This window comes from Tabrizicola sp., assembly GCF_030373185.1.
In the GTDB taxonomy this organism is placed as follows: domain Bacteria; phylum Pseudomonadota; class Alphaproteobacteria; order Rhodobacterales; family Rhodobacteraceae; genus Tabrizicola.
Genome location: NZ_JAUCZH010000004.1, coordinates 89,943 through 112,807 on the forward strand (window position 1 = coordinate 89,943; position 22,865 = coordinate 112,807).

General features: G+C 63.7%; 22 protein-coding genes and 1 tRNA gene. 6 read left to right on the forward strand and 17 right to left on the reverse strand.

Going from position 1 to position 22,865, the window contains the following annotated elements; translation table 11 throughout:
• Positions 1-29 precede the first annotated feature (29 nt).
• The 5 genes from QUV21_RS08690 to coxB form a co-directional block, all read right to left on the reverse strand.
• Positions 30-833: a cytochrome c oxidase subunit 3 gene (locus QUV21_RS08690; RefSeq protein ID WP_300854266.1), complete on the reverse strand. Its 804-nt coding sequence runs from the start codon at positions 831-833 to the stop codon at positions 30-32.
• A gap of 30 nt (positions 834-863) precedes the next feature.
• The gene (locus tag QUV21_RS08695) at positions 864-1,457 is read right to left on the reverse strand and encodes a cytochrome c oxidase assembly protein (protein WP_300854267.1); all 594 of its coding nucleotides are present in this window, start codon (positions 1,455-1,457) and stop codon (positions 864-866) included.
• Entirely contained in the window at positions 1,454-1,645 is a 192-nt protein-coding gene (locus QUV21_RS08700) for a hypothetical protein (RefSeq protein ID WP_300854268.1), read from the reverse strand. The genes QUV21_RS08695 and QUV21_RS08700 overlap by 4 nt, the downstream gene beginning before the upstream one ends.
• Complete coding sequence (gene cyoE, locus QUV21_RS08705; RefSeq protein WP_300854269.1) at positions 1,645-2,589, reverse strand: heme o synthase; 945 nt, start codon at positions 2,587-2,589, stop codon at positions 1,645-1,647. Before cyoE ends, QUV21_RS08700 begins: the two co-directional genes overlap by 1 nt.
• Before the next feature lie 110 nt (positions 2,590-2,699).
• Positions 2,700-3,611: a cytochrome c oxidase subunit II gene (coxB, locus tag QUV21_RS08710; RefSeq protein ID WP_300854271.1), complete on the reverse strand. Its 912-nt coding sequence runs from the start codon at positions 3,609-3,611 to the stop codon at positions 2,700-2,702.
• 201 nt (positions 3,612-3,812) lie between these two features.
• Between coxB and QUV21_RS08715 the strand changes: the two genes are divergently transcribed.
• Complete coding sequence (locus QUV21_RS08715; protein WP_300854272.1) at positions 3,813-4,649, forward strand: alpha/beta hydrolase; 837 nt, start codon at positions 3,813-3,815, stop codon at positions 4,647-4,649.
• A 54-nt stretch (positions 4,650-4,703) separates the two neighbouring features.
• Positions 4,704-6,125 (forward strand): metalloprotease TldD, encoded by a 1,422-nt coding sequence (gene tldD / locus QUV21_RS08720; protein WP_300854273.1) that lies wholly within the window; start codon positions 4,704-4,706, stop codon positions 6,123-6,125.
• A 66-nt stretch (positions 6,126-6,191) separates the two neighbouring features.
• On the opposite strand, the gene QUV21_RS08725 is transcribed toward tldD, so the two are convergent.
• Together QUV21_RS08725 and QUV21_RS08730 are read right to left on the reverse strand one after the other, a co-directional pair.
• Positions 6,192-8,513, reverse strand: coding sequence for a Tex family protein (locus tag QUV21_RS08725; RefSeq protein ID WP_300854274.1), 2,322 nt, complete (start codon positions 8,511-8,513; stop codon positions 6,192-6,194).
• Between the two features lie 152 nt (positions 8,514-8,665).
• Positions 8,666-8,742, reverse strand: a tRNA-His gene (locus QUV21_RS08730).
• 128 nt (positions 8,743-8,870) lie between these two features.
• Here QUV21_RS08730 and QUV21_RS08735 point away from each other — a divergent pair.
• Positions 8,871-9,080, forward strand: coding sequence for a DUF6324 family protein (locus QUV21_RS08735; protein WP_300854275.1), 210 nt, complete (start codon positions 8,871-8,873; stop codon positions 9,078-9,080).
• A gap of 48 nt (positions 9,081-9,128) precedes the next feature.
• Here QUV21_RS08735 and QUV21_RS08740 read toward each other — a convergent pair whose 3' ends face one another.
• From QUV21_RS08740 to QUV21_RS08765, 6 genes are all read right to left on the reverse strand, one after another.
• On the reverse strand, positions 9,129-9,590 hold the full coding sequence (locus tag QUV21_RS08740) for an MmcB family DNA repair protein (protein ID WP_300854276.1): 462 nt from the start codon (positions 9,588-9,590) through the stop codon (positions 9,129-9,131).
• Between the two features lie 239 nt (positions 9,591-9,829).
• On the reverse strand, positions 9,830-10,168 hold the full coding sequence (locus QUV21_RS08745) for a hypothetical protein (protein ID WP_300854277.1): 339 nt from the start codon (positions 10,166-10,168) through the stop codon (positions 9,830-9,832).
• Positions 10,169-10,223: 55 nt separating this feature from the next.
• Complete coding sequence (locus tag QUV21_RS08750; RefSeq protein ID WP_300854278.1) at positions 10,224-10,946, reverse strand: proteasome-type protease; 723 nt, start codon at positions 10,944-10,946, stop codon at positions 10,224-10,226.
• A 31-nt stretch (positions 10,947-10,977) separates the two neighbouring features.
• A complete protein-coding gene (locus tag QUV21_RS08755) occupies positions 10,978-11,784 on the reverse strand; it encodes a transglutaminase family protein (protein ID WP_300854279.1) in 807 nt (268 codons plus the stop codon).
• The gene (locus QUV21_RS08760; protein ID WP_300854280.1) at positions 11,784-12,734 is read right to left on the reverse strand and encodes an alpha-E domain-containing protein; all 951 of its coding nucleotides are present in this window, start codon (positions 12,732-12,734) and stop codon (positions 11,784-11,786) included. The genes QUV21_RS08755 and QUV21_RS08760 overlap by 1 nt, the downstream gene beginning before the upstream one ends.
• A gap of 13 nt (positions 12,735-12,747) precedes the next feature.
• Entirely contained in the window at positions 12,748-14,139 is a 1,392-nt protein-coding gene (locus tag QUV21_RS08765; RefSeq protein WP_300854886.1) for a circularly permuted type 2 ATP-grasp protein, read from the reverse strand.
• Between the two features lie 352 nt (positions 14,140-14,491).
• On the opposite strand from QUV21_RS08765, the gene QUV21_RS08770 reads away from it, so the two are divergent.
• The 3 genes from QUV21_RS08770 to QUV21_RS08780 all read left to right on the forward strand — a co-directional run bounded on the left by QUV21_RS08770 (position 14,492) and on the right by QUV21_RS08780 (position 19,111).
• Complete coding sequence (locus QUV21_RS08770) at positions 14,492-15,571, forward strand: ligase-associated DNA damage response exonuclease (RefSeq protein WP_300854282.1); 1,080 nt, start codon at positions 14,492-14,494, stop codon at positions 15,569-15,571.
• Positions 15,568-17,184, forward strand: coding sequence for an ATP-dependent DNA ligase (locus QUV21_RS08775; protein WP_300854283.1), 1,617 nt, complete (start codon positions 15,568-15,570; stop codon positions 17,182-17,184). The genes QUV21_RS08770 and QUV21_RS08775 overlap by 4 nt, the downstream gene beginning before the upstream one ends.
• A 100-nt stretch (positions 17,185-17,284) precedes the next feature.
• Complete coding sequence (locus QUV21_RS08780) at positions 17,285-19,111, forward strand: M3 family oligoendopeptidase (protein ID WP_300854284.1); 1,827 nt, start codon at positions 17,285-17,287, stop codon at positions 19,109-19,111.
• A gap of 21 nt (positions 19,112-19,132) precedes the next feature.
• Here the strand turns inward: QUV21_RS08780 and QUV21_RS08785 are convergent, their stop codons facing one another.
• From QUV21_RS08785 to QUV21_RS08800, 4 genes are all read right to left on the reverse strand, one after another.
• Positions 19,133-19,981, reverse strand: coding sequence for a cobalamin-dependent protein (locus tag QUV21_RS08785; protein WP_300854285.1), 849 nt, complete (start codon positions 19,979-19,981; stop codon positions 19,133-19,135).
• A gap of 223 nt (positions 19,982-20,204) precedes the next feature.
• Entirely contained in the window at positions 20,205-21,188 is a 984-nt protein-coding gene (locus tag QUV21_RS08790; protein ID WP_300854286.1) for a Gfo/Idh/MocA family oxidoreductase, read from the reverse strand.
• A gap of 124 nt (positions 21,189-21,312) precedes the next feature.
• Positions 21,313-22,062, reverse strand: a complete 750-nt coding sequence (pssA, locus tag QUV21_RS08795; RefSeq protein ID WP_300854287.1) for a CDP-diacylglycerol--serine O-phosphatidyltransferase — start codon at positions 22,060-22,062, stop codon at positions 21,313-21,315.
• A gap of 5 nt (positions 22,063-22,067) precedes the next feature.
• Positions 22,068-22,760 (reverse strand): phosphatidylserine decarboxylase, encoded by a 693-nt coding sequence (locus QUV21_RS08800; protein ID WP_300854288.1) that lies wholly within the window; start codon positions 22,758-22,760, stop codon positions 22,068-22,070.
• Positions 22,761-22,865: the final 105 nt, after the last annotated feature.

Consider the following 22,865-nt stretch of genomic DNA (forward strand, 5'->3'; position numbering starts at 1 on the left):
GCGCTGAAAGCCGTGTTGGCTGGCTGAAATCAGCCTTGGCCCCAGACGTAGATGGCGGCGAACAGGAACAGCCAGACCACGTCAACGAAGTGCCAATACCAGGCAGCAGCCTCAAACCCGACGTGCTTTTCGGGGGTGAAATGCCCCTTCAGCGCGCGGATCAGGCAGACAGTCAGAAAGATCGTCCCGATGATGACGTGGAACCCGTGGAACCCCGTCGCCATGAAGAACGACGCGCCGTAGATGTTGCCGGCAAAACCGAAGGCGGCGTGGCTGTATTCATAGGCCTGCATCCCGGTGAAGATCACGCCAAGCCCGATCGCCAGGATCAGGCCGTTGACCAGATCCTTGCGGTTGTTTTCATGCACCAGCGCATGGTGAGCCCAGGTTGCCGCGCAGCCCGACAAGAGCAGGATCAGCGTGTTGATCAGCGGCAGGTGCCAAGGGTCGAAGGTCTCGATCCCGGCGGGCGGCCAGACGCCATCAATCGCCGGGCTGTCCGGCCCCATCGGATACATGCGGTGCTTGAAGAAGGTCCAGAACCAGGCCGCGAAGAACATGACTTCCGACATGATGAACAGGATGAAGCCATAGCGCAGACCCAGCCGAACGACAGGAGTATGGTCGCCCTGCTGGCTTTCCTGCACGACTTCCGACCACCACGCGAACATGACGTAAAGCACGCCTGCAAGGCCGATAAGCCCCAGCCATGGGCCGGATCCATGCATCCACAGGACCGACCCGAAAAGCATGACAAAGCCGGAAAGCGCACCCAGCAGCGGCCAGATCGACGGCGGCAGGACGTGGTAGTCGTGGTTCTTTGCGTGGGCCATGGCTGGCGGTTCCCTCGTTTTCTTTTTCGGTCAGTTCACCGCGCCAGCGTTGGGCGCGGTGGAAGTGGTCAATGCCGCCTGTTCGTCGGGCAGCGGTGTCAGGTGGAAAGTGTAGCTCAGCACGATCTCATTCACAAAGCGGCCTTCACGGTCGTCCACCAATGCGGGGTCGACGTAGAAGCTGACCGGCATCTGCACGGTTTCGCCCGGTTGCAAGACCTGTTCGGTGAAACAAAAACACTCAATCTTGGTGAAGAAGCCGCCTGCCGAATAGGGGAAGACGTTGAAGCTGGCGGTTCCCGCAACAGGACGGTCGGTCGGGTTGTGCGCCTCATAGAAGGCAAGGCCGGTTTCACCGATGCGGATATCCATGGACGGGACCGCGGGCTTGAAGGTCCAGGGCATCCCCTGTTCCAGCGAGGCGTCAAAGCGCACCTTGATCGTCCGGTCCAGAATGACATCCGAGCCGGCATCCGCGACCGAGGTTGTGCCGCCAAATCCGGTCACCCGACAGAACCAGTCATAGAACGGCACGGCGGCGAAAGACAACGACGCCATCGCAACGACCAGCGACACAGTCTGCACAAGGGTCCGCTGCGGACCCTGAAGACGTGGAAAGATCATCCTCCCCCCCCTTTTGGCAGCGCCTGCGGCTGGATCACATGGTCATAACCCTGCATCGGATCGCCACGCTGCACCTTGACCACGGTCAAGGCAAAGACCAGCGCCACGAAGGCGGCCAGCGTCAAACCAAGGCCAAGGTTGCGGCTGAAGCGGCGCTTGTGAAGCTCATGCGTCGGACGGAGGGCCATCACCAGCCCCCCAGTCCGAACGGTTTCAGCGCCGCTTCCACAAGGAAGGCCGCGAAATGCAGGAACAGATACAGAAGCGAAAAGCGGAAGAAAGCCTTTTCAACGGCATAGCGATCAGCCTCGGCCACCGCCTCATCGCGTTGCCAGATGCGCACGGCCCCAATGACGAACCAAAGGTTCAGAGCCACCGCAACCGCCAGAGTGAACATGCCACCCACCTGCGTCAGCGCCGCACCAACCGCCACCGGCACCAAGAGGAGCGTATAGGCCAGCACATGCCGCCGCGTGGATTTGCGGCCATGCGTCACGGTCAGCATCGGAACCCCGGCGGTGTGGTAATCGGCCTTCATGAACAGAGCCAGCGCCCAGAAATGCGGCGGCGTCCACATGAAGATAAGCGCGAACATCAGCGCCGCCTCGACGGAAACGCTGCCCGTCGCGGCAACCCAGCCGATCATCGGCGGAAACGCCCCGGCAGCGCCACCGATCACGATGTTCTGCGGGGTCGAGCGTTTCAGCCACATCGAATAGACGACGGCGTAAAAGAAGATGGTGAAGGCCAGCAGCGCTGCCGCCACCAGATTGGTTGCCAAGGCCAGCATCACCACGCTGATGCCCGAAAGCGCCAGACCCACGGCCAGGGCCTCACCGGCCTGCACCTTGCCGGCAGGCACCGGGCGGCGCGCGGTGCGGGCCATGACCGCATCAATATCAGCGTCCCACCACATGTTCAGTGCGCCCGATGCCCCCGCCCCCAGCGCGATGAACAAGATGGCGGCAAACGCCTCCACCGGGTGCAGCGACACGGGCGCGACCAGAAGGCCCACCAGCGCGGTAAACACGACCAGCGACATCACGCGCGGCTTCAAAAGCTGCACATAATCGCCGAACCCAGCCTCATGCGGGTCGGTGGTCGTGGTCTGGTAGGCGCCGATATCGCTCATTCAGTCCTGCTTCGATCCGACCTGCCTGAACAGGCCTTGGCGTAAAGTGGGGGGCCTGCCGCAGCAAGCCCCGTCAAAGTTTCAGCCCAAGAACGCTTGCGCGTCGCGGGTCAGTCGTTGGATGCGACCTGAACCGGGGTTTCGGCAACAGCATGCGACAGTTCGACATCACCGGCCTTGGCCTTTTCCAGCCATTCCGCATAGGCGGCTTCTGACACCACCTTCACGGTGATCGGCATGTAGGCATGCATCTGACCGCAAAGTTCCGAACACTGGCCGAAGTAGATGCCTTCCTTTTCCGCCTTGAACCACAGCGCGGCCAGACGACCCGGCACAGCGTCCTGCATCACGCCGAAGGCGGGGATCTTCCACGAATGGATCACGTCAGCCGCCGTCACCTGAATGACGATGTCCTTGCCAACCGGCACGACAACCGCAGTATCCGTCGCCAAGAGGAACTGGTCGCGCGAATAGCCGGCGGCGGCAAGATCAGCTTCCACTTCCGGGGTCAGCATGTTGTTGCCACCCAGCGCGGGCGAGCCGATCATGTAGCTGTCAAAGGCCACGTCTTCATCGACATATTCATAGCCCCAGTACCACTGATAGCCGGTGGCCTTGATCGTGACGTCACCCACAGGGATTTCCTGATCCTTGAACAACACGGGAAGCGAGAAAGCCCCGATGAAGACAAGGATCACGATCGGGATCACCGTCCACGCCACTTCCAGCGGCGAGTTGTGGGTGAACCGGGCCGGCGTCGGGTTCGACTTGGAATTGTAGCGGATCATCACATAGATCAGCAGGGCGGTCACAAACACCACGATCACGGTGATGATATAAAGGATCATCGTGTCCAACCAGACCAGGTCGCGCGCGCCTTCGGTGCCAGAGGGCTGGAACCCCATGGCGCCATCGACTGGCTGTCCAATGATTTCAAGGGCTTGTTGGGCAAGAGCCGATCCAGCCAGAAGGCTTGCAGAGCAGGCCGCGGCAATCCCGGTCATCAAGGTCGAAAGGCGCATGTCTTTATCCCGTTCGCGTTGCGGCCTGACGCCGCTTTTTCCCGAGCCTGCCGTCAAGGGCAGAATCCCGTTGTTTACGCGGCTGTTCAAACCATATTAGCCGGGCCGCGACAAGCAAAACCGTTGCGACATAGCAGCACTCCATGGGCTTGCCCGGCGCGCAGGTACCTTGGGCAATGAACTGCGAAAGGCGCTCTGCACATGGCCTTTGTGAAGCTGACCCTTGTGACGTTCGGCCTTCTCTATGCGACGGCGCTGTCGGGGCTATTCCTCTTTCAGCGCGAGTTGCAGTATTTTCCTGCCCGCCGCGACCCCGCCCCCGAAACGCTGGGTCTCCGCGGGGTCGATCGGGTCATGCTGGCTACCCCAGATGGCGAAAGACTGGTCCTGTGGCACAGCCCGGCCCCGCCGGGGCGGCCGACGATCCTGTTTCTGCACGGCAATGCCGGGGCAATGGCGGACCGGGCTGACCGGCTGGCCTACTACCAATCACGCGGGCTTGGCGCGGCCTTCCTGTCATGGCGCGGCTATGGTGGCAGCAGCGGCAAGCCTTCGGAATCCGGCCTGCTTACCGATGCCCAGACCGCCTATGTGCATCTTCGCGCAAACGGGATCGGCGCGGGGCGTATCGTTCTGGTGGGCGAATCGCTTGGCACCGGCGTGGCCGTGCAGACCGCGGCACAAAACCCGGTTGGGGCGGTGGTGCTGGAGGCCCCCTTTACCTCGGCCGTCGATATTGCCCGCAAGGCCTATCCCTGGGTTCCCGTGAACCTGCTGATGAGGGACAAGTTCCACTCCTCCAGCCATATTGCCCGTATCGGCGCGCCGCTTCTGATCTTGCATGGAGAACGCGATGCGGTGATCCCCTTCGGCTTTGGCAAGGCGCTTTTTGCGGCGGCGAAAGACCCCAAGACCTTCCTGTCGCTTGGCCCTGTCGGGCATGAGGCGCTTTTTGACCCGGCCACCTGGGCCAAAGGGGTCGATTTCATCGACCAGACGATTGGGCGCAACGCCCCGGCCCCGGAACCAACGCCTTGACCCCGGCCCGCGCGCGGCCCATCTCTGCATCCTGTTCCCCCGCATGAGGCCAAGATGACCGAAGCCCCCTTCCGCCCGTTCGAGACCCATCTGGACGAAGCCGCCGCCCTTGCCACCTTGCGTGCGGCCACCGATGGGGCCGACGATGGCGAGCTGTTCCTTGAACGCCGCCGGGCCGAGGCGATCGTGCTGGATGATGGCCGGATCCGGCAGGCCACCTATGACGCCAGCCAAGGCTTCGGGCTGCGGGCGGTTCGCGGTGAAGTTGCAGGCTATGCCCATTCGACCGAGATCACCGAAACCGCACTGCGCCGAGCGTCGGAAACCGCGCGCCTTGCCGTGGGCTCCGGTGGCGGCACACTGGCTGACAGCCCGCGCGGCACCAACACCCGGCTTTACCGCCCCGATGATCCGATGTCAGACGCGACCTTCCCGGTGAAGATCGAGCTTTTGCGCGAAATCGACGCCCACGCCCGCGCGCTTGATCCCCGCGTGGTGCAGGTCTCCGCCACCCTCTCCGCCTCGATTCAAGAAGTTGAAATCCTCCGCCCCGATGGCCTGCGCCTTGCCGATATCCGCCCGATGGCACGGCTGAACGTTTCCGTCATGATCGAGGAAGGCGGACGGCGCGAACAGGGCGGCACCGGCAAGGGCGGGCGCTACGGCCTTGCGCAGCTGATGGACGCAGACACCTGGAAACCGATGCTCGCCGAAGCCCTTCGCATCGCCCAAGTCAACCTTGGTGCCGAGGAAGCCCCGGCCGGGGTGATGGACGTCGTCCTTGGCCCCGGCTGGCCTGGCATCCTCTTGCACGAAGCCATCGGTCACGGGCTGGAAGGCGACTTCAACCGCAAGGAAACCTCTGCATTTGCTGGGCTGATGGGGAAACAGATCGCATCGAAAGGCGTGACTGTGCTTGATGACGGCACAATACCTGACCGGCGCGGCAGCATCTCGATCGATGATGAGGGCACGCCCTCGGGCAAGAACGTCCTGATTGAGGACGGCGTCCTTGTCGGCTACATGCAGGACCGCCAGAACGCCCGCCTGATGGGCGTGGCCCCCACCGGCAACGGCCGGCGCGAAAGCTTTGCCCATATCCCGATGCCCCGGATGACCAACACCTACATGCTGGCCGGGAACGATGATCCTGCCGGGATCGTCGGCAGCCTGAAGGATGGCATTTACGCCGTGGGCTTTGGGGGCGGGCAGGTGGACATCACCTCTGGCAAGTTCGTGTTCTCCTGCACCGAGGCCTACCGGGTGAAGAACGGCGTGATTGGTGCTGCCGTGAAGGGGGCAACCCTGATCGGCGATGGCGCAACAGCGCTGAAACAGATACGCGCCATCGGCAATGACCTGCAACTTGATCCCGGCATCGGCAATTGCGGCAAGGCCGGGCAATGGGTGCCGGTGGGCGTTGGCCAGCCGACATTGCTGATCGGCGGCCTTACTGTCGGGGGCGCCGCCGCCTGACCGGGGCGCCACGCCGATTCCTTCAAAGAGATCGGACCGGAATCTTCGAAAATTCCGGTCCCGCGTCTATCGCCCGAACTTGCCCTTCAGGGCATCTGCAAAGGCATTTCCGCCGCCTTGAGCCCCCGCCTGCACTTGCGCCCCCGCCTGCATCGGCCCGCGCACCGGTTTCACCGGGGCCGGCCCGCGTTCGCGCACCGCCTCGCGCGCCCCGGCGCTGCCGGATTTCATCGTCAGTCCGATACGCTTTCTTGCCACGTCCACCTCGACCACCCGCACCTTGACCACATCGCCTGCCTTGACCACGGCATGGGGGTCTTTCACGAAACTGTCGGACAACTGGCTGACATGGACCAACCCGTCCTGATGCACGCCCACATCGACGAAGGCCCCAAAGGCCGCGACATTGGTCACCGTGCCCTCCAGCAGCATCCCCGGCTTCAGGTCCTTGATGTCGTCCACCCCGTCGGCAAACGTCGCCGTGCGGAACGAGGGCCGCGGGTCGCGTCCCGGCTTTTCCAGTTCCGCGAAGATGTCCTTCACTGTCGGCAACCCGAACCGCTCATCGACAAAATCCCGCGGCTCTACCGCTTTCAGCACACCCGGTTCGGCCATCACCGACCGCAGATCGCGCCCGCAGGCCGCCACGATCCGCCGCGCCAGATCATAGGCCTCAGGGTGGACGGAGGAGGCGTCCAGCGGTTCTTTCCCCCCGCTGATCCGCAGGAAGCCCGCCGCCTGTTCAAAGGCCTTCGGCCCCAGCCGCGCCACCTTCAAAAGCTCGCGCCGCGTGGAGAACGGGCCATTGGCATCGCGGTGCGCCACAATCGCATCGGCCAGCCCCGGCCCGACGCCAGAGACCCGCGCGAGCAAAGGAGCGCTGGCGGTGTTCAGATCCACCCCCACCGCGTTCACCGCGTCTTCCACCACCGCCTCAAGGCTGCGCCCAAGACGGTGCTGGTCCACGTCATGCTGATATTGGCCAACCCCGATCGCCTTCGGTTCGATCTTCACCAGTTCGGCCAACGGGTCTTGCAGTCGCCGGGCAATCGACACCGCCCCGCGCAAGGACACGTCCAGCCCCGGAAACTCTTTCGCCGCCAGTTCGCTGGCCGAATAGACCGACGCCCCTGCTTCGGACACGATCACTTTCACCGGCTTTTCCCCTGGCAATACCGCCAGAATGTCGGCCACCATCTTTTCCGTCTCGCGGCTGGCGGTGCCGTTACCGATCGAGATCAGCTTGACCCCATGCTTGCCGATCAGCCTGGCCAAGGTCACCTGAGCGCCGCGCAGATCGTTCTTCGGCTGGAACGGATAGACCGTGTCCGTCTCCAGCACCTTACCCGTGCCGTCCACCACCGCGACCTTGACGCCGGTGCGGATGCCGGGATCAAGACCCATCGTCGCCTTGCCACCCGCAGGGGCCGCAAGCAGCAAGTCCTTCAGGTTCCGTGCAAAGACGCGGATTGCCTCGGCTTCGGCGGCTTCGCGCAGTTCAGCCATCAGGTCCAGCGTCAGACTGGTCCGCAGCTTCACGCGCCAGGCCCATGCCGCCGCCTCGCGCAGCCATCGGTCACCCGCGCCCTGCCCCGCACCCTGCCCTGTGGCCGCAAGCGCCGCACCGCAAGCCCGCTCCGCCGGGCTTTCGCCGCGCGCCGCGTCCGGGTCCACCATCAGATCAAGCTGCAGGAACCCTTCGTTGCGGCCACGAAACATTGCCAGCGCCCTGTGACTTGGCACGCTCGACCACGGTTCGGAATGGGCGAAGTAATCGGAAAACTTGGCGCCTTCGCTGGCTTTGCCATCCACCATGGTCGAGGTCAGCCGCGCTACCTGCTTCATGTGCGACCGCAACCGGCCCAGAAGGGCCGCATCCTCGGCAAGCCCCTCGGCCACGATATCGCGCGCGCCCTCAAGTGCAGTTTTGGTGTCAGGCACGGCCTCGGTCACATATCCCGCCGCCAGCGCCACCGGATCGGCCGACCGATCCGCCAAAATGGCATCGACCAGCCCCTGCAAGCCGTTTTCCCGCGCAATCATCGCCTTGGTCCGGCGCTTGGGCTTGTAGGGCAGATAGATGTCTTCAAGTTCTGCCTTGGTCACCGCCCCGGCAATGGCCTTTTCCAGCCCCTCGGTCATCTTGCCCTGCTCACGGATCGACCCGGCAATCGCTGCCCTGCGCGCCTCAAGCTCACGCAGATAGCCCAGCCGTTCCGCCAGATTGCGAAGCTGGGTGTCATCCAGCCCCCCGGTCACCTCCTTGCGGTAACGCGCGATGAAGGGGACGGTGGCACCTTCGTCCAGCAGCGTGATCGCAGCGGTTACCTGAGCGGGGGTGGCAGCAATCTCGGTGGCGATGGTGCGGGGGATCAGGGCAAGGCTCATGCGAATCCTCAAAGGCAGGGGTGGCCACCTTAACCGCGCGCATCCGGGGGGTGAAGACCGCCTGCCCGCCGAAAGGCCCGGGGGCCGGGATCGCGGCAATGCTTGCCCCGCTTGCGCAAAGCAAGGACAGGCCGGTCAGGAATAAGGAAGGATGGTACAGCCTCCCCGGCTCGAACGGGGGACCCCCAGATCCACAATCTGGTGCTCTAACCAACTGAGCTAAGGCTGCACTTGGGGGGCGATTTAGCCCCGCTCCCCCGGGATTGCAAGGGTCTTTGCCACCTGGCCTGCGATTGCTTCTTGCGCGCCGGGGCGCATGCCGCTACCCGCCTGCCATCCAGCCAGCCGGAGGCCACCATGGGCATCGACAAGGAAAGCAATATCGCCGCCAACATTCAGATCGGCCCGACCGATCAGGGCATGGTGCGCATCTATATCGAAGCAGAGGGCGGAATCGAACTGCCACTGGATTTCGACCCTGAAGAGGCCGACGAAATCGCCGAAGAGCTGCGCGCGGCGGCCGAAGCAGCCCGCGCCATGGGAGCGGCCCCGAAGAAACGGCGCTGAGATCGCGCCGCATCCGCGCGGATTTCGATCAGTCCCGGAGATGGCCGGTCACGGCGCCCCGGGATCACGCAGGGCCTGCAACCGCCCTGCGGCGGCGCGCGCGAAACTGCGCAAGACCACCTTGCGCCGCGCGGCCGACAGTGCCGCCTCAGGCGCCATCCGCACCACTTCGGCATCATAGGCATCGGCAAGGATCAGCCCGGTCCCTTCGGGCAAAAGCCCTACCGGGAAATCGGCATCGACAGCCCAGAAGAACCGGTCGCACCAATCCAGATAGCCCTGCCACTTGCGGTCCGCCCGGTAATCGGCCCGGCCGGATTTGCATTCCACCACCCAGACCTCGCCCTTGGGGCCAAGCGCCATGACGTCCACACGCAAACCCGGGGCGGGAATGAATTCCTCGACACAGACGAAATCCAGCGCCCGAAGGCCACGGCAGACCCCACGGCCAAGCCGTTGCCCCGGCAGGGCGGGCATGAGATCACTTGCGGTCTTGACCGGGTTGTCCATAGGAGAATCATGAACCAAAGGTGAACATCTGTCCAGACTTGCGCCAGCCCCGCCAAGCGCCTATCTGTTGTTGTGGCGGGTTCTGCTCCTCACGTGCGAGGCCTTTTTTCCAGTGGCCGATAAGCAAACGCACGGGGGCTGGCTCTGACAGGATCCTGGTCCTGTTACCTGGTTCCCACCTGAGACCTCTGGCTCTCGGGAAAATCCCGGCACTCCACGGCTGCTGCGGGCCCGCCACCTTACTTTCGCAAACGCGTTCCGATCTGTGGCTTGCCGGATTCAACCTTGGCAGGCACCGGGATCAGCACGGGTTCGCCCAAGCGTTCGCGCAGGCCGCCACCGCCACCTTGCCCGTCATCTTCCGCCATCGACATGATCTGATAGGCAAACTGGACGGCGGAAAACACGATGCCATTGAAGAAAACCATCATCAGCGCCGCAACCCAGCCGATGTCGGACCCAAGGATCAGATGCCCGATCCCTGCAACATCGAACCAGACCAGACCTGCGGTGAACATGGCGGAAATGACAAAGCCCAGCGCCACGCTGCGGATGTAAAGGCGGATCAGTTCAGGCATCGTAACCCCCATGCTACATCATGAAGGTAGGATTGCCGCGCCCGATTGCCAAGCCTCAGATGGCAATCCGCGCGAATCCGTCGCGGAGAGCGGTGGACCAAGCCTCGCTCATCGCGCGAAAGGCCGGGTCGCCAGCCTCGATCCGGCGTTTCAGGGTGACCTTGCAAGCGTCCAGCTCAATGACAGCCAGATCCAGCGGCATACCCACCGACAGGTTCGACCGCAACGTGGAATCCATGGACAACAGCACCGCCTTTTGTGCATCGGCCAGCGTGGTGGAAGGTTTCACCACCCGGTCAAGGATCGGCTTGCCGTATTTATGCTCGCCGATCTGGAGGAAGGGCGCGTCTTCCGTCGCCTCGATGAAATTGCCTTCCGGATAGATCAGGAACAGCCGCATTGCGCCGCCCTTCCTTTGCCCGGCGACAATCATGCTGGCACTGGCCCCTTGCGCGGCGGACAGTTTGTGGTCGATCTCTTCGCGCACCTTGGCCAGCCGGTCGCCGACAATCTCGGCCACTTTCAGCATGGTTGGCGCCAGCATGATGCTGGTTTCAGGCGTGGCTTCCGGGTCTTCGATCGCCTCGCGCAACTGCGCCAGCGCGGTCTGGCTGACAGACAGGCTGCCAGAGGTCATGATCACGATCACCCGTTCCCCCGGGTCTTCGAAAGTGAACATCTTGCGATAGGTCGAAATGTTGTCGAGCCCGGCATTGGTGCGGGTGTCCGACAAAAGCACTATGCCTTCATTCAGCAAGAGCCCAACGCAATAGGTCATTTCCGTCCGTCTCCCTGTCTTGTCAGGCAGCCTATTGGCTTGCCTGAAGGATCGCAACGGTCACATCCATTTCTTCCATGCCGCCACCACGGGCAATGCCGCGAATGGGGGCTGCATCCTGTGCGTCAAGGCCCGACCCCAGCCGGATATAGCGGTCATCCGGGCAACAGCGGTTGGCCGGGTCGAACCCCACCCAACCCAGACCGGCCAGATACAATTCAGCCCAGGCATGCGCCGCTTCATGCGCCTGCCCGTCCGCGTCGGAAAAGAGATAACCCGACACATAGCGCCCCGGTAGCCCCCGCACCCGCGCCACGGCAATCAACGCATGGGCATGATCCTGACAGACGCCTTCACCCAAGGCCAAGGCTTCGGCTGCGGTGGTGTGGGCATGGGTCACGCCGGGCATGTAGGCAATGGCATCAGCCACCAGCGCGCTAAGGGAATGGGCCAGCGCAAGCGGGTCGCCCCCATCGGCCTGCCGTGCCAGCGCATCCAGTGCGGTATCGGCGCGTGTCGGTGTCGTGGCCAGCATGTAGCACTCTGGCGCGACGGTTTCCTTGTGGCCGCGCAGGACGCCCGTCAGGTCAACTGTTTCGACCGTGCCTTGCACGCGCACCGTCACCTCGCTGACCGGGCCGGCCACTGTCCAGCCCTGCACCATATCACCCGCACCGTCACGGAACGACGCCCCGCGCGTGCCGCCACTGACAGTCACCTCCCAGTCGGTCACCTTCTGCCCGGCAAAGGCTGAAGGCTGCAAGCGATGGCTTTGCACCACCGACCGCACCGGCCGATCATAATGATAGCGCGTCACATGGTCGACGGTCAGCCGCATCAGCGCATCTCCCCGTTCAGATAGGTCGCATGAATCGCCTGGGCCAGCGCCGCAACCTCGGCAATGAACCGCGTCAGGTATTCGTGCAAGCCTTCGTCGAAGATATCCTCGACCGATGTCGCCTCGATCCCTGCCATCACGGCGCGGGCATGGCCCAGCGCCTCGGTCTCGCGGCCATAAGATTTTGCCAGCCGCCCCAGATGGTTGGACAGCCCAGCCACGCAGGTTGTCAAGGACCGGGGCGATTGCGGGTTCAGGATCAGGAAATCCGCGATCTTGGCCGCTGTCACCTCGCCGCCATAGGCCCAATGGAAGGCCCGTTGCGCCCCCATGGCGCGCAACAACGTGGTCCATTGGTAATTGTCGAGGCCGGACCCCACGAAATCCACCCGGGGCAGCAGGACATAATATTTCACGTCCATCAGACGGGCGGTATTGTCTCCACGTTCGAGATAATACCCGATGTTCAGGAAATTATACCCATCATTGCGCAACAATGTGGCGTCAATCGCCCCACGCACCATCGCCGCATGGCGCATGACCCATTCGGTCAGGCGGGAAAGCTCCAGTTCCGACCTTGGCCGCCGCTCCAACGCCTTCAACTCTTGAAACGCGGTGTTGAGCGCATCCCACACCTGCGTCGTCAGCGCAGTCCGCACGATCCGCCCGTTTTCCCGCGCCGACGTGATGCAGCTTGCAACGGATGAGGGGTTATCACGGTCGAAGAACAGAAAGCTCTCGATGTTCCGCTGCACCGGGTCGCCGTATTTCCTGGCAAAGGCCTCGGCCATGCCCGTCGCCTGCAACAGGCTGTCCCATTCGCTGCGATAGCCATGCGCCGACGGGATCAGGCTGATCCGGCTGCCCACCTCCAGAAGCCGCGCCACGGTATCAGCCCGCTCCATGTAGCGCGCGATCCAGTAAAGGTTGTCAGCGGTCCGGCTCAGCATCCGATGCCCCCCTTCATTCCGCCAAGACCCAGGTATCCTTGACCCCGCCGCCTTGCGACGAGTTCACCACCAGTGACCCTTCGGTCAAAGCCACACGCGTCAAACCGCCGGGGACCAGTTCGATCCGTTCGCCCACCAGACAATAGGGCCGCAAATCCACATGCCGGGGGGCCACGCCTTCCTCGACAAAGGTCGGCACCGAAGACAGCGCCAGTGTCGGCTGAGCGATGTAGTTGCCGGGATCTTCGACGATCTTCGCCCGGAACCGTTCCACTTCGTCGCGGCTGGATTTCGGCCCGACCAGCATCCCGTAACCACCCGAGCCGTGGACCTCTTTCACCACCAGTTCCGGCAGCTTGTCCAGCACGTATTTCAGATCATCCGGCTTGCCACATTGCCAGGTCGGCACGTTGTTCAGGATCGGCTCCTCGCCGAGATAGAAGCGCACCATTTCAGGGACAAAGCAGTAGACCGCCTTGTCATCGGCCACTCCGGCCCCGGGTGCGGAACAGATGCTGACCCCGCCCGACCGATAGACATCCATCAGCCCGGGAATGCCCAACATACTGTCAGGCCGGAAACACAGCGGGTCCAGATAGGCATCATCAAGCCGCCGATAGATCACATCCACCCGGCGCGGACCTTCGGTGGTGCGCATGTAAGCGTATTCGCCATCGACAAACAGATCCTGCCCTTCGACCAGTTCGACGCCCATCAGATCGGCCAGCAGGGAATGCTCATAATAGGCAGAATTGAAATGCCCCGGCGTCAGGATCACCACTGTCGGCTCCCCCTGACACTTCTTCGGGGCAACACTCGCCAATGTCCGGCGCAGCTTTTCGGAATAGCCGTCGACCGGCTCGATCCGGTTCTCGCGGAAAAGGCTGGGGAACATCCGCATCATGATCTCGCGGCTTTCCAGCATGTAGCTGACCCCGCTTGGCGTGCGGCAATTGTCCTCCAGCACGAAGAATTCGTCCGGGCCGGTCCGCACGATGTCGATCCCGACAATGTGGCTATAAACCCCCTTTGGCGGCACAAAGCCCGTCACGGCCTTCTCATAGGCCTCGTTCTGATAGACCAGCCGCGCCGGGATCCGGCCCGCCCGGATGATCTCGCCGCGCCCGTAGACGTCGACCAGAAACGCATTCAGCGCCCGCGCACGCTGCTTGATGCCCTTTTCCAGCTTCGCCCATTCCGCCGCCGCAAAGACCCGGGGGAACATGTCGAACGGAATCAGCCGGTCCGGATCCCCGCCCTCGCCGTAAACGGCAAAGGTGATCCCGATCCGCCGGAACAGCGCCTCGGCCTCGGCCTGCTTCAGACTGCGCAACTCCTGTGGCATCGCGGCCACCCAGTCTTCCAGCCGGGCATAGGGCGGGCGCACCTTGGTGCCTTGATACATTTCGTTGAACTGGCTCAAGCCCTAAACCCCCGACTGCTCCCGACCAGTAGAACAGGCCATCTTCCCCCGGGGAAGAGGCTTGACCCAAAAAACGCCCGCCTCCTGACCATCTGCCCAATTTTCGGGCGCACCGAGCATGCCGCCGGAACGCGACCCACGCGACCTGACCCCTGCTCTTTTCAAAAATACTCCCGCCGGAGGCTTTCACGGCCCGCATCCGGTGCAACCGCCAGACCACCGCGCCGCGGCAGCGCCGTCCGCAGGCCCTCGATGGGCCGAGGACGGCCCGACCGATCGGGCATCGGCATAGTCGGCCCTTCCCCTGCGCCCGTCACGTGCTAGCCTTCGCCCCATGGCCGATCCCGTCCTCACCTTCACCGACCGCGGCATCTTTTGCCCCGCGGGAGGTTTTCACATTGATCCCTGGCGCCCGGTCCCGCGCGCGCTGATCACCCATGGCCATTCCGACCATGCCCGCCCCGGCATGGGCAGCTACCTTGCCACCCATCAGGCGCTTCCGGTGATCCGCCGCAGGCTTGGCCCCATCACCGCCGAGGGCATCGCTTATGGCGAGGTGCGGCCGATCGGCGGCGCGCGCGTCTCGTTTCACCCGGCGGGACATGTCCCCGGCTCGGCCCAGATCCGGGTCGAGGTGGCGGGCGAGGTCTGGGTGGTCTCGGGCGATTACAAGACCGAACCGGACGGGCTGGCCGAAGCCTTCCAGCCGGTCACCTGCCACAGCTTCATCACCGAATGCACATTTGGCCTGCCGGTCTTCCGCTGGCAGCCGCAGCCGCAAGTCATGGCCAGCATCGCGGATTGGTGGCAGGCCAATGCGGCGGCGGGCAAGATGTCGATCCTTGGCGCCTACAGCTTTGGCAAGGCCCAACGGCTTCTTGCCGGGCTGCCCGATCTTGGCCCGATCCTCACCCATGGCGCGGTCGAAGACATGACCGAGGTCTTGCGCGCCCAAGGCTACCGCCTGCCCGCCACCATTCGCGCCACCGCCGACACCAGCGCCAAAACCCATCCCGGAGCCTTGGTCATCGCACCGCCATCGGCGCTTGGCTCGGCCTGGGCCAACCGGCTTGGCCCGGCTGAGGCGGCCTTCGTCTCTGGCTGGATGGCGGTGCGCGGCATCCGCCGCCGTCGCGCGCTTGGGACCGGGTTTGTGCTGTCGGATCACGCCGACTGGGCCGGGCTTGACGCGGCAATCACGGCAACCGGGGCAGAGCGGGTGTTCGTGACCCATGGCTATACCGCCCCATTCCGGCGCTGGCTGGAAAGCCGGGGCTATGACGCAGGGATCGTGGAAACCCGGTTTACCGGTGACGATCCCGACGATACGCCCCCCGACTTGCCGCCCGACGCGACACACGAAGCGGCACCCGACACGGCCACCAATGCGGCGGCAGATGGCGGTGCCGCATGAACCGCTTTGCCACCCTCTTTGCAGCCCTTGACGGCACCACAAAGACCGGGGTCAAAACCCGGGCGCTTGCCGATTATTTCCGCGCGGCCCCTGAAGCGGACCGGGTCTGGACCATCGCCCTTCTGACCGGGCGTCGGCCAAGGCGGGCAGTCACCTCGACCGAACTTCACCTTTGGGCGGCCGAGGCGGCGGGCATCCCAGACTGGCTGTTTGAGGAAAGCTATTCGGTCGTGGGTGATCTGGCCGAGACCATCGCCCTTTTGCTGCCCCCGGCAGAGGCGACGGCCGACCTTGGCCTTGACGCGGCCATCCGGGGGCTGATCCGGCTGACCGGCCAGCCGGTCGAGGCGCGCAGGGCGGCTGTCCTTGCCACTTGGGGGCAACTGCCTGCAACCGAACGATTTCTTTACAACAAGCTCTTGACCGGCGGTTTTCGCATGGGGGTGGCCCAAGGGCTTCTGACCCGCGCGCTGTCACTGGCAACGGGGGTGGAAGAAGCCACCCTGGCCCACCGGCTGATGGGTGACTGGGATCCCGCCAGCACCCGGTTTTCCGCCCTGATCGACGGTGACGCCGGGGGCGACGCGCGCCCCTTTCCCTTTGCGCTGGCCAGCCCGCTTGAAGCTGGGGCCGAGACATTGGGCCAGCCAGAAGACTGGCTTGCGGAATGGAAATGGGATGGCATCCGGGGCCAGCTGATCGCCCGCCCTGGCACCTTTGCCCTTTGGAGCCGGGGCGAGGAACTTGTTACCGACCGTTTCCCCGAGTTTGGCCCCCTGGCCGATTTCCTGCCCCCCGGAACCGTGATCGACGCCGAGGTTCTGGCATGGGACCAGGCCGCCAACCGCCCCCTGCCCTTTGCAGCACTGCAACGCCGGATCGGGCGCAAGACGGTGCCGAAGGCGCTTTTGGCCGAAGCCCCGGCGCGGCTGTTGGCTTATGATCTTCTGGAAGACGGCGGCACAGACATCCGCGACCGCCCCCTGTCCCAGCGCCGGGCGCGGCTGGAGGCGATCATCGCCGCCCTGCCGCCCAGTCTTTCCCCAAGTCTTTCCCCCGGCCTGCCGCTGACACTGTCGCCGTCCCTGACCTTTCAAACCTGGGAAAGCCTGGCCCGGATCCGCGCAACCGCCCGGGAACATGAGGCAGAAGGCGTGATGCTGAAACGCGCCACATCGCCCTATTTCACCGGGCGCAAGCGCGGTGATTGGTGGAAATGGAAACTCGACCCCTACACGGTGGACGCGGTGCTGCTTTACGCCCAAGCCGGACATGGGCGTCGGGCGAACCTCTTTACCGATTTCACCTTTGGTGTCCGCGACGGCAACGACCTTGTGCCGTTCACCAAGGCCTATTCCGGCCTGACCGATGCCGAGTTTGGCGAAATCACCCGCTGGGTGCAAAGGCACACGCTGGAACGATATGGCCCGGTGCGCAAAGTGCCTGCGGAACTGGTGTTCGAAATCGGGTTCGAAGGGATTCAGGAAAGCCCACGCCACAAATCCGGCATCGCCCTGCGCTTTCCCCGGATGCTGCGCTGGCGGCGCGACAAGGGGGTGGCGGAGATCGACACTCTGGCCAGCCTGCGCGCCTTGTTGCGTGCGGCGGATTGAGCTTTGCCACCAAGTCCACGGTCACAGGCCCGTTGGTCGGGGTTGCGCCGCAGGGGTCTTGCCCCCTAGATGACACCAACCGATCAGCCCGGAGTGACCCATGACCTTGCACCTGCCCCAGCCCGTCCGTGATGCCAATGCCGCCAGCGGTGGCTTCGGTGATCTGCCCGACTGGGATCTGACCGACCTTTACCCCGCCCCCGACGCGCCGGAATTCTCCCGTGACATGGCAGCGCTGGAAACCGGCTGCGCGGGGTTTGCCGAGGCTTACGAAGGCAAGCTGGCGGGTCTGGATGCGGCAGGGCTGCTGGCATGCGTACAGGACTACGAGCGGATCGACATCCTTGCCGGGCGGCTGATGTCCTTTGCGGGCCTGCGGTATTATCAGAACACCATGGACAGCGACCGCGCCAAGTTCATGGCGGATGCGCAAGACCGGGTAACCAACGCCACCACGCCATTGGTGTTCTTCAGCCTTGAATTCAACCGTCTGGAAGATGATCACCTGAACCGTCTGATGGAGGGAAACGCGGGGCTTGCCCGCTACAAGCCGGTTTTCGACCGGATGCGCGCGATGCGGCCGCACCAGCTTTCGGACGAGCTGGAAAAGTTCCTGCATGACGAAAGCGTGGTCGGCGCAAGTGCCTGGAACAAGCTCTTTGACGAAACGATGGCGGGTCTGATGTTCTCGGTCGCGGGTGAGGCCGAGCCTTTGAACCTTGAAGCGACGCTGAACCTTCTGACCGACCCCGAACGCCCCAAACGCGAAGCCGCAGCCCGGGCGCTGGCGGAAGTCTTTGACAAGAACGTCCGGCTTTTTGCCCGCATCCACAACACGCTGGCCAAGGAAAAGGAAATCCACGACCGCTGGCGCAAGATGCCGACGCCGCAGCATGGCCGCCACCTGGCGAACCACGTCGAGCCCGAAGTGGTCGAGGCGCTGAGAAATGCGGTGGTCGGCGCCTATCCGAAGCTGAGCCACCGCTATTACCGGCTGAAGGCGAAATGGCTGGGGCTGGAAAAGTTGCAGGTCTGGGACCGCAATGCCCCTTTGCCGATCGAGACGCCAAAGCTGGTAGACTGGCCAACCGCACGCAGCATGGTCATGGAGGCTTACGGGGCCTTTGACCCGCGCATGGCGGACCTTGCCAAACCGTTCTTCGAGAAAGGCTGGATCGACGCAGGCGTGAAGCCGGGCAAGGCCCCGGGCGCTTTTGCCCACCCGACCGTGACGACCGTCCACCCCTATGTGATGCTGAACTACCTTGGCAAACCACGCGACGTGATGACCCTTGCGCACGAACTGGGCCATGGCGTCCATCAGGTGCTGGCGGCCGAACAGGGCGAACTTCTGGCCTCTACCCCCCTGACGCTGGCCGAAACGGCAAGCGTTTTCGGCGAGATGCTGACCTTCCGCAAGCTTCTGGATCAGGCCAGGACCCAAGCCGAGAAGAAGACCCTCCTCGCCGGCAAGGTCGAGGACATGATCAACACGGTCGTCCGCCAGATCGCCTTTTACGACTTTGAGTGCAAGCTGCACGCCGCACGCGCCGAGGGTGAGCTGACGCCCGACGATATCAATGCGCTCTGGATGTCAATTCAGGCGGAATCGCTGGGCGATGCGTTCGAGTTCATGGACGGCTACGAAACCTTCTGGGCCTATATCCCGCATTTCGTGCATTCCCCCTTCTACGTCTACGCCTACGCCTTCGGGGATGGGCTGGTGAACGCGCTTTATGCGGCCTATGCGGGCGGCCTTCCGGAGTTCGAAGAGAAATACTTCGCCATGCTGAAAGCCGGTGGGTCAATGCACCACAAGGAACTGCTGGCCCCCTTCGGCCTTGATGCAAGCGACCCGAAGTTCTGGGATCAGGGCCTGTCGATGATCGCGGGCTTTATCGACGAATTGGAGGCGATGGAGGGCTGACGCCCGCCCGCACCACCACCCTTACACCCGTTCGCTGCGCAGACGGTTCAGGTCATCCAGATGCGCCGCCATCAGCGCGGCGCCTTCGTCGATGCCGGAGGCGGCGGCGTCGGCGTCAACAATGCGGGCGATGTCCGGGTCATGGCCGACGATCGGCCCACCAACCAGCACCCAGACCTGCGGGCAGCGGATGCGCAGCGCCACGATCAGGCGGGCGGTGGCAAAGGTCATCGACGGCAAGGATGCCGACAGCCCGACCATGGTCGGTTGCAGGCGGGCAATTTCTTCGACCAGTGCCTCATGGCCAAGGCCAAGGCGCAGCGCGATGTCCCAGCCGTTGCGGCGCAGCGTATCGGCGGCAATCGTGGCGCCGATGCCATGCACCTCACCGGGGACGCTGGCAAAGACCGCTTCCGCTCCCGGTGGTGCGGTCAGGCGTTCGGCCAGAAAGACCGCGCGCAGATCGCGCAGGATCGCATAAACCCGACCGGCCCCAAGGATGACCTGTGCGGCCGTCGCCTCGTCCCGGTCCCAGCGCTGGCCAAGGCGGCGTGCGGCCTCGGCGATGTAGGCATGATAGAGTGCGTCGGCCGACATGCCATCCAGCCGCGCGCTGCGGACCAGATCGGCAGCAGCGGTATCGTCCGATGACAAAAGCGCATCGCAAAGGTGTTCCACCTCTGCCGTCTTTGGCTGGCCATTTTGCGGCGCGTGCAAAGGTTCAATCCGGCTGACACGAAGAATCACCTCTCGCGCCAGAACCCGCAAGGCGGCGTTCGGAAGTGTCTGCCCCCGCTGCATCAGATGATCATGCGCGCGCAACAGCTGCGGCACGGGCGGAACGGAAATTGCAGCGTATCCTTCAGACATTGGCGCACTTTCAGCTGAAGAGGGAAACGCAACTTTCAGGACTGGCAACCACTTTCACGCGGTATCGCAACTTCGCCGGATTGGCCCGGGCAATCTGGACAATCGCCCATTGCCCCTGACCATATCACAGGCCTGTGACAGCAGGCCAAAATTAACCGCCGCAGCGCAGCAAGGGTAAAAGAGCCGGGCAGACCCGCAGGACGCCCGGCCACTTTGGCAGCGATCAGATGTCGACTGCCACGTCATAGACCCGGTCCATCATCGCTTGCGTGCCGCGCACGAATTCCAGCGGACACGGATAGGCGGCCCCTTCGCGGACGGTCCGGCCGAAGGCCTCGACCTGCAACTTGTAGTGGTTGGCGGTCGGGAAGCGTTCCACCGTCACGCGGTTGCCGTTCTGGTGCAACTCCACCTCGGCCAGATCGTTGACATTGGCGTTGAACGGCCCGCCTTCCAGCCGGATCATGCCCTTGGTCCCCTGGAACGTGGCGACCTGACGGTTATACATCCGCATCGAGGTGGTCGAGCCATAGGTAAAGCGGCCACCCGGGCCTTCCATGATCCCGGCGACCTGCGCAAACACGTCCACCCCGTTTTCGCGGTGGATGCGGGCCGACAGGTCCACCGGTTCCGCCCCGGTCACAAAGCGGGCGCAGCCGAAGGTGTAGACGCCGATATCTCGCAGCGACCCGCCACCGGTTTCGGGCTTGTTGCGGATGTTTCCCGTTTCGGTCAGGTTGAAGCTGAAGGCCACATCGGCATGGACAAGGGTGCCGATCTCGCCCGCCTCGAACCATTCCTTCGCGCGCTGCCACTGAGGGTGATGGACGATCATGTAGGCCTCGGCCGCAAGAAGCCCGGTGCGGTCACGCGCGGCGATGATCTGGTCGATCTCATGCGCCTTCATGGCGATGGGCTTTTCGGTCAGCACATGCTTGCCCGCCGCCAGCGCCTTCAACGTCCATTCCACATGCATGTGGTTCGGCAGCGGGACATAGACCGCGTCGATCGTGGGATCGGCCAGCAGGGCGTCATAGCTGGAATGGACCACAAGACCGGGGGCGAAGGTGCTGAAGCCTTCTGCCTTGGCGGGGTCCGAGGTCGCGAGGGCGGCAAGTTCCGCCCCATGTGCGGCGTGGATTGCAGGCGCCATATGTTCGCGGGCGAATCTCGCAGCCCCAAGCACGCCCCATCTGACCGGTTTCATCCCAAAGCCCCCCATGATTTGATCGCAAGACGCATGTGTCCAGAAAACCGGCGATCATTCAACCCGTCGGACAGGCAGACAGGTCAATGGACCGCTAGAAATGTCCTGGGCAAGCGCCCGGCTGTCAGGGCTTCGCGGGCGCTCGCAAACCTTGCAGGAAAAGCCACAGGATCGACGACAGATAGGTTAGCGACAGGATCAGCAGCGTGATCCACGGATAGGTAAGCAGGGCCGCCACCACCATCACCGACCCGACCAGCGCATAGCGGGCCAGGTCGGCCGCAATGGTGATCCGCTTCAACGACGGGGTTCTGGTGCGGCTGATCATCAAGGCACCGATGCCCACCATCCACAGCGCCACGACCGCGGGTGACAACTCGACCGTGCTGTTCAAGGCAAAGACAAGATACATCGGCACCAGCGCAAGCATCGCTCCGGCTGGCGATGGCACCCCGATGAACGCGGTCTTTTCGGCAGGCTCGCCTTCCGCGCGCGATCCGACATTGAACCGCGCCAGCCGCAGCATGCAGCAGACGGCATAGACCAGCACCGCGATCCAGCCAAGGTTGGTATCGGCCCGCAACGCCCAAAGATAGAGAACCAGCGCCGGAGTGACGCCGAAGTTCACGAAATCGCACAGGCTGTCGAGTTCGGCCCCGATGGCGCTTTCCGATTTCAGCATCCGGGCCAACCGCCCGTCCAACCCATCCAGCGCCGCCGCCGTGCCGATCAGCAACACCGCCATCGGAAAATTGCCCGCAATCGCAAAGCGGATCGCCGTCAACCCGGCACAAAGCGCAAGGATCGAGATCAGGTTCGGCAACAGCTTCAACAGCAGAAGTTGCCGGGGGGGATCAGCCGGTTTGCGGGCCATCTGTGTCAGTCCACCACGGCCGCGCGGGCCGGGGCATCCTGCCCGATCAGCGCGATCACGGTCTCGCCCGCGACCATGGTCTGCCACAGCGCGACCTGAGGCTCTACGCCTTCTGGCAGGTAGACATCCAGACGGCTGCCAAAACGGATCAGCCCGAAGCGTTCGCCAGTGCGCAACGCGTCACCGGGTTTGGTCCAGCACATGATCCGCCGCGCCACCAGCCCGGCAATCTGCACCACGGCAATCTTGCGGCCATCCGCCACCTCGATCGCCAAGGCGTTGCGTTCGTTTTCTTCCGACGCCTTGTCAAGCGAGGCGTTGAAGAACTTGCCCGGACGATAGGCCACCGCCGTCACCTTGCCCGCGATGGGTGCGCGGTTCACATGGCAGTTGAACACGTTCATGAACACCGACACCCGGGTCAGGGCCTCTGGCCCGAGCCCCAGTTCCGCCGGAGGCACCGCACGTTCGATCAGGCTGACCACTCCATCAGCCGGGCTGACCAGAAGCCCCGCATTCTGCGGCACTGCACGCTTGGGATCGCGAAAGAAATAATAGCACCAGACCGTCAGGCCAAGGCCAAGCCAGCCAAGGGGATCCCAGATCCAGAACAGAACCAGCGTCACCGCCGCGAAGATCGCGACGAACTTGTAGCCCTCGGGGTGCATGGGCTTGAGGAATGTATCGGTCATTTTCATGCCTGCCTCCTACCCCTCGCGGCGTTGGGGAGCAAATGAAAACCTGTCGCAGCAGAATGCCGGAGCCTTCAAAGGCTCCGGCACTATTGCACGGCCCTGCTGTAC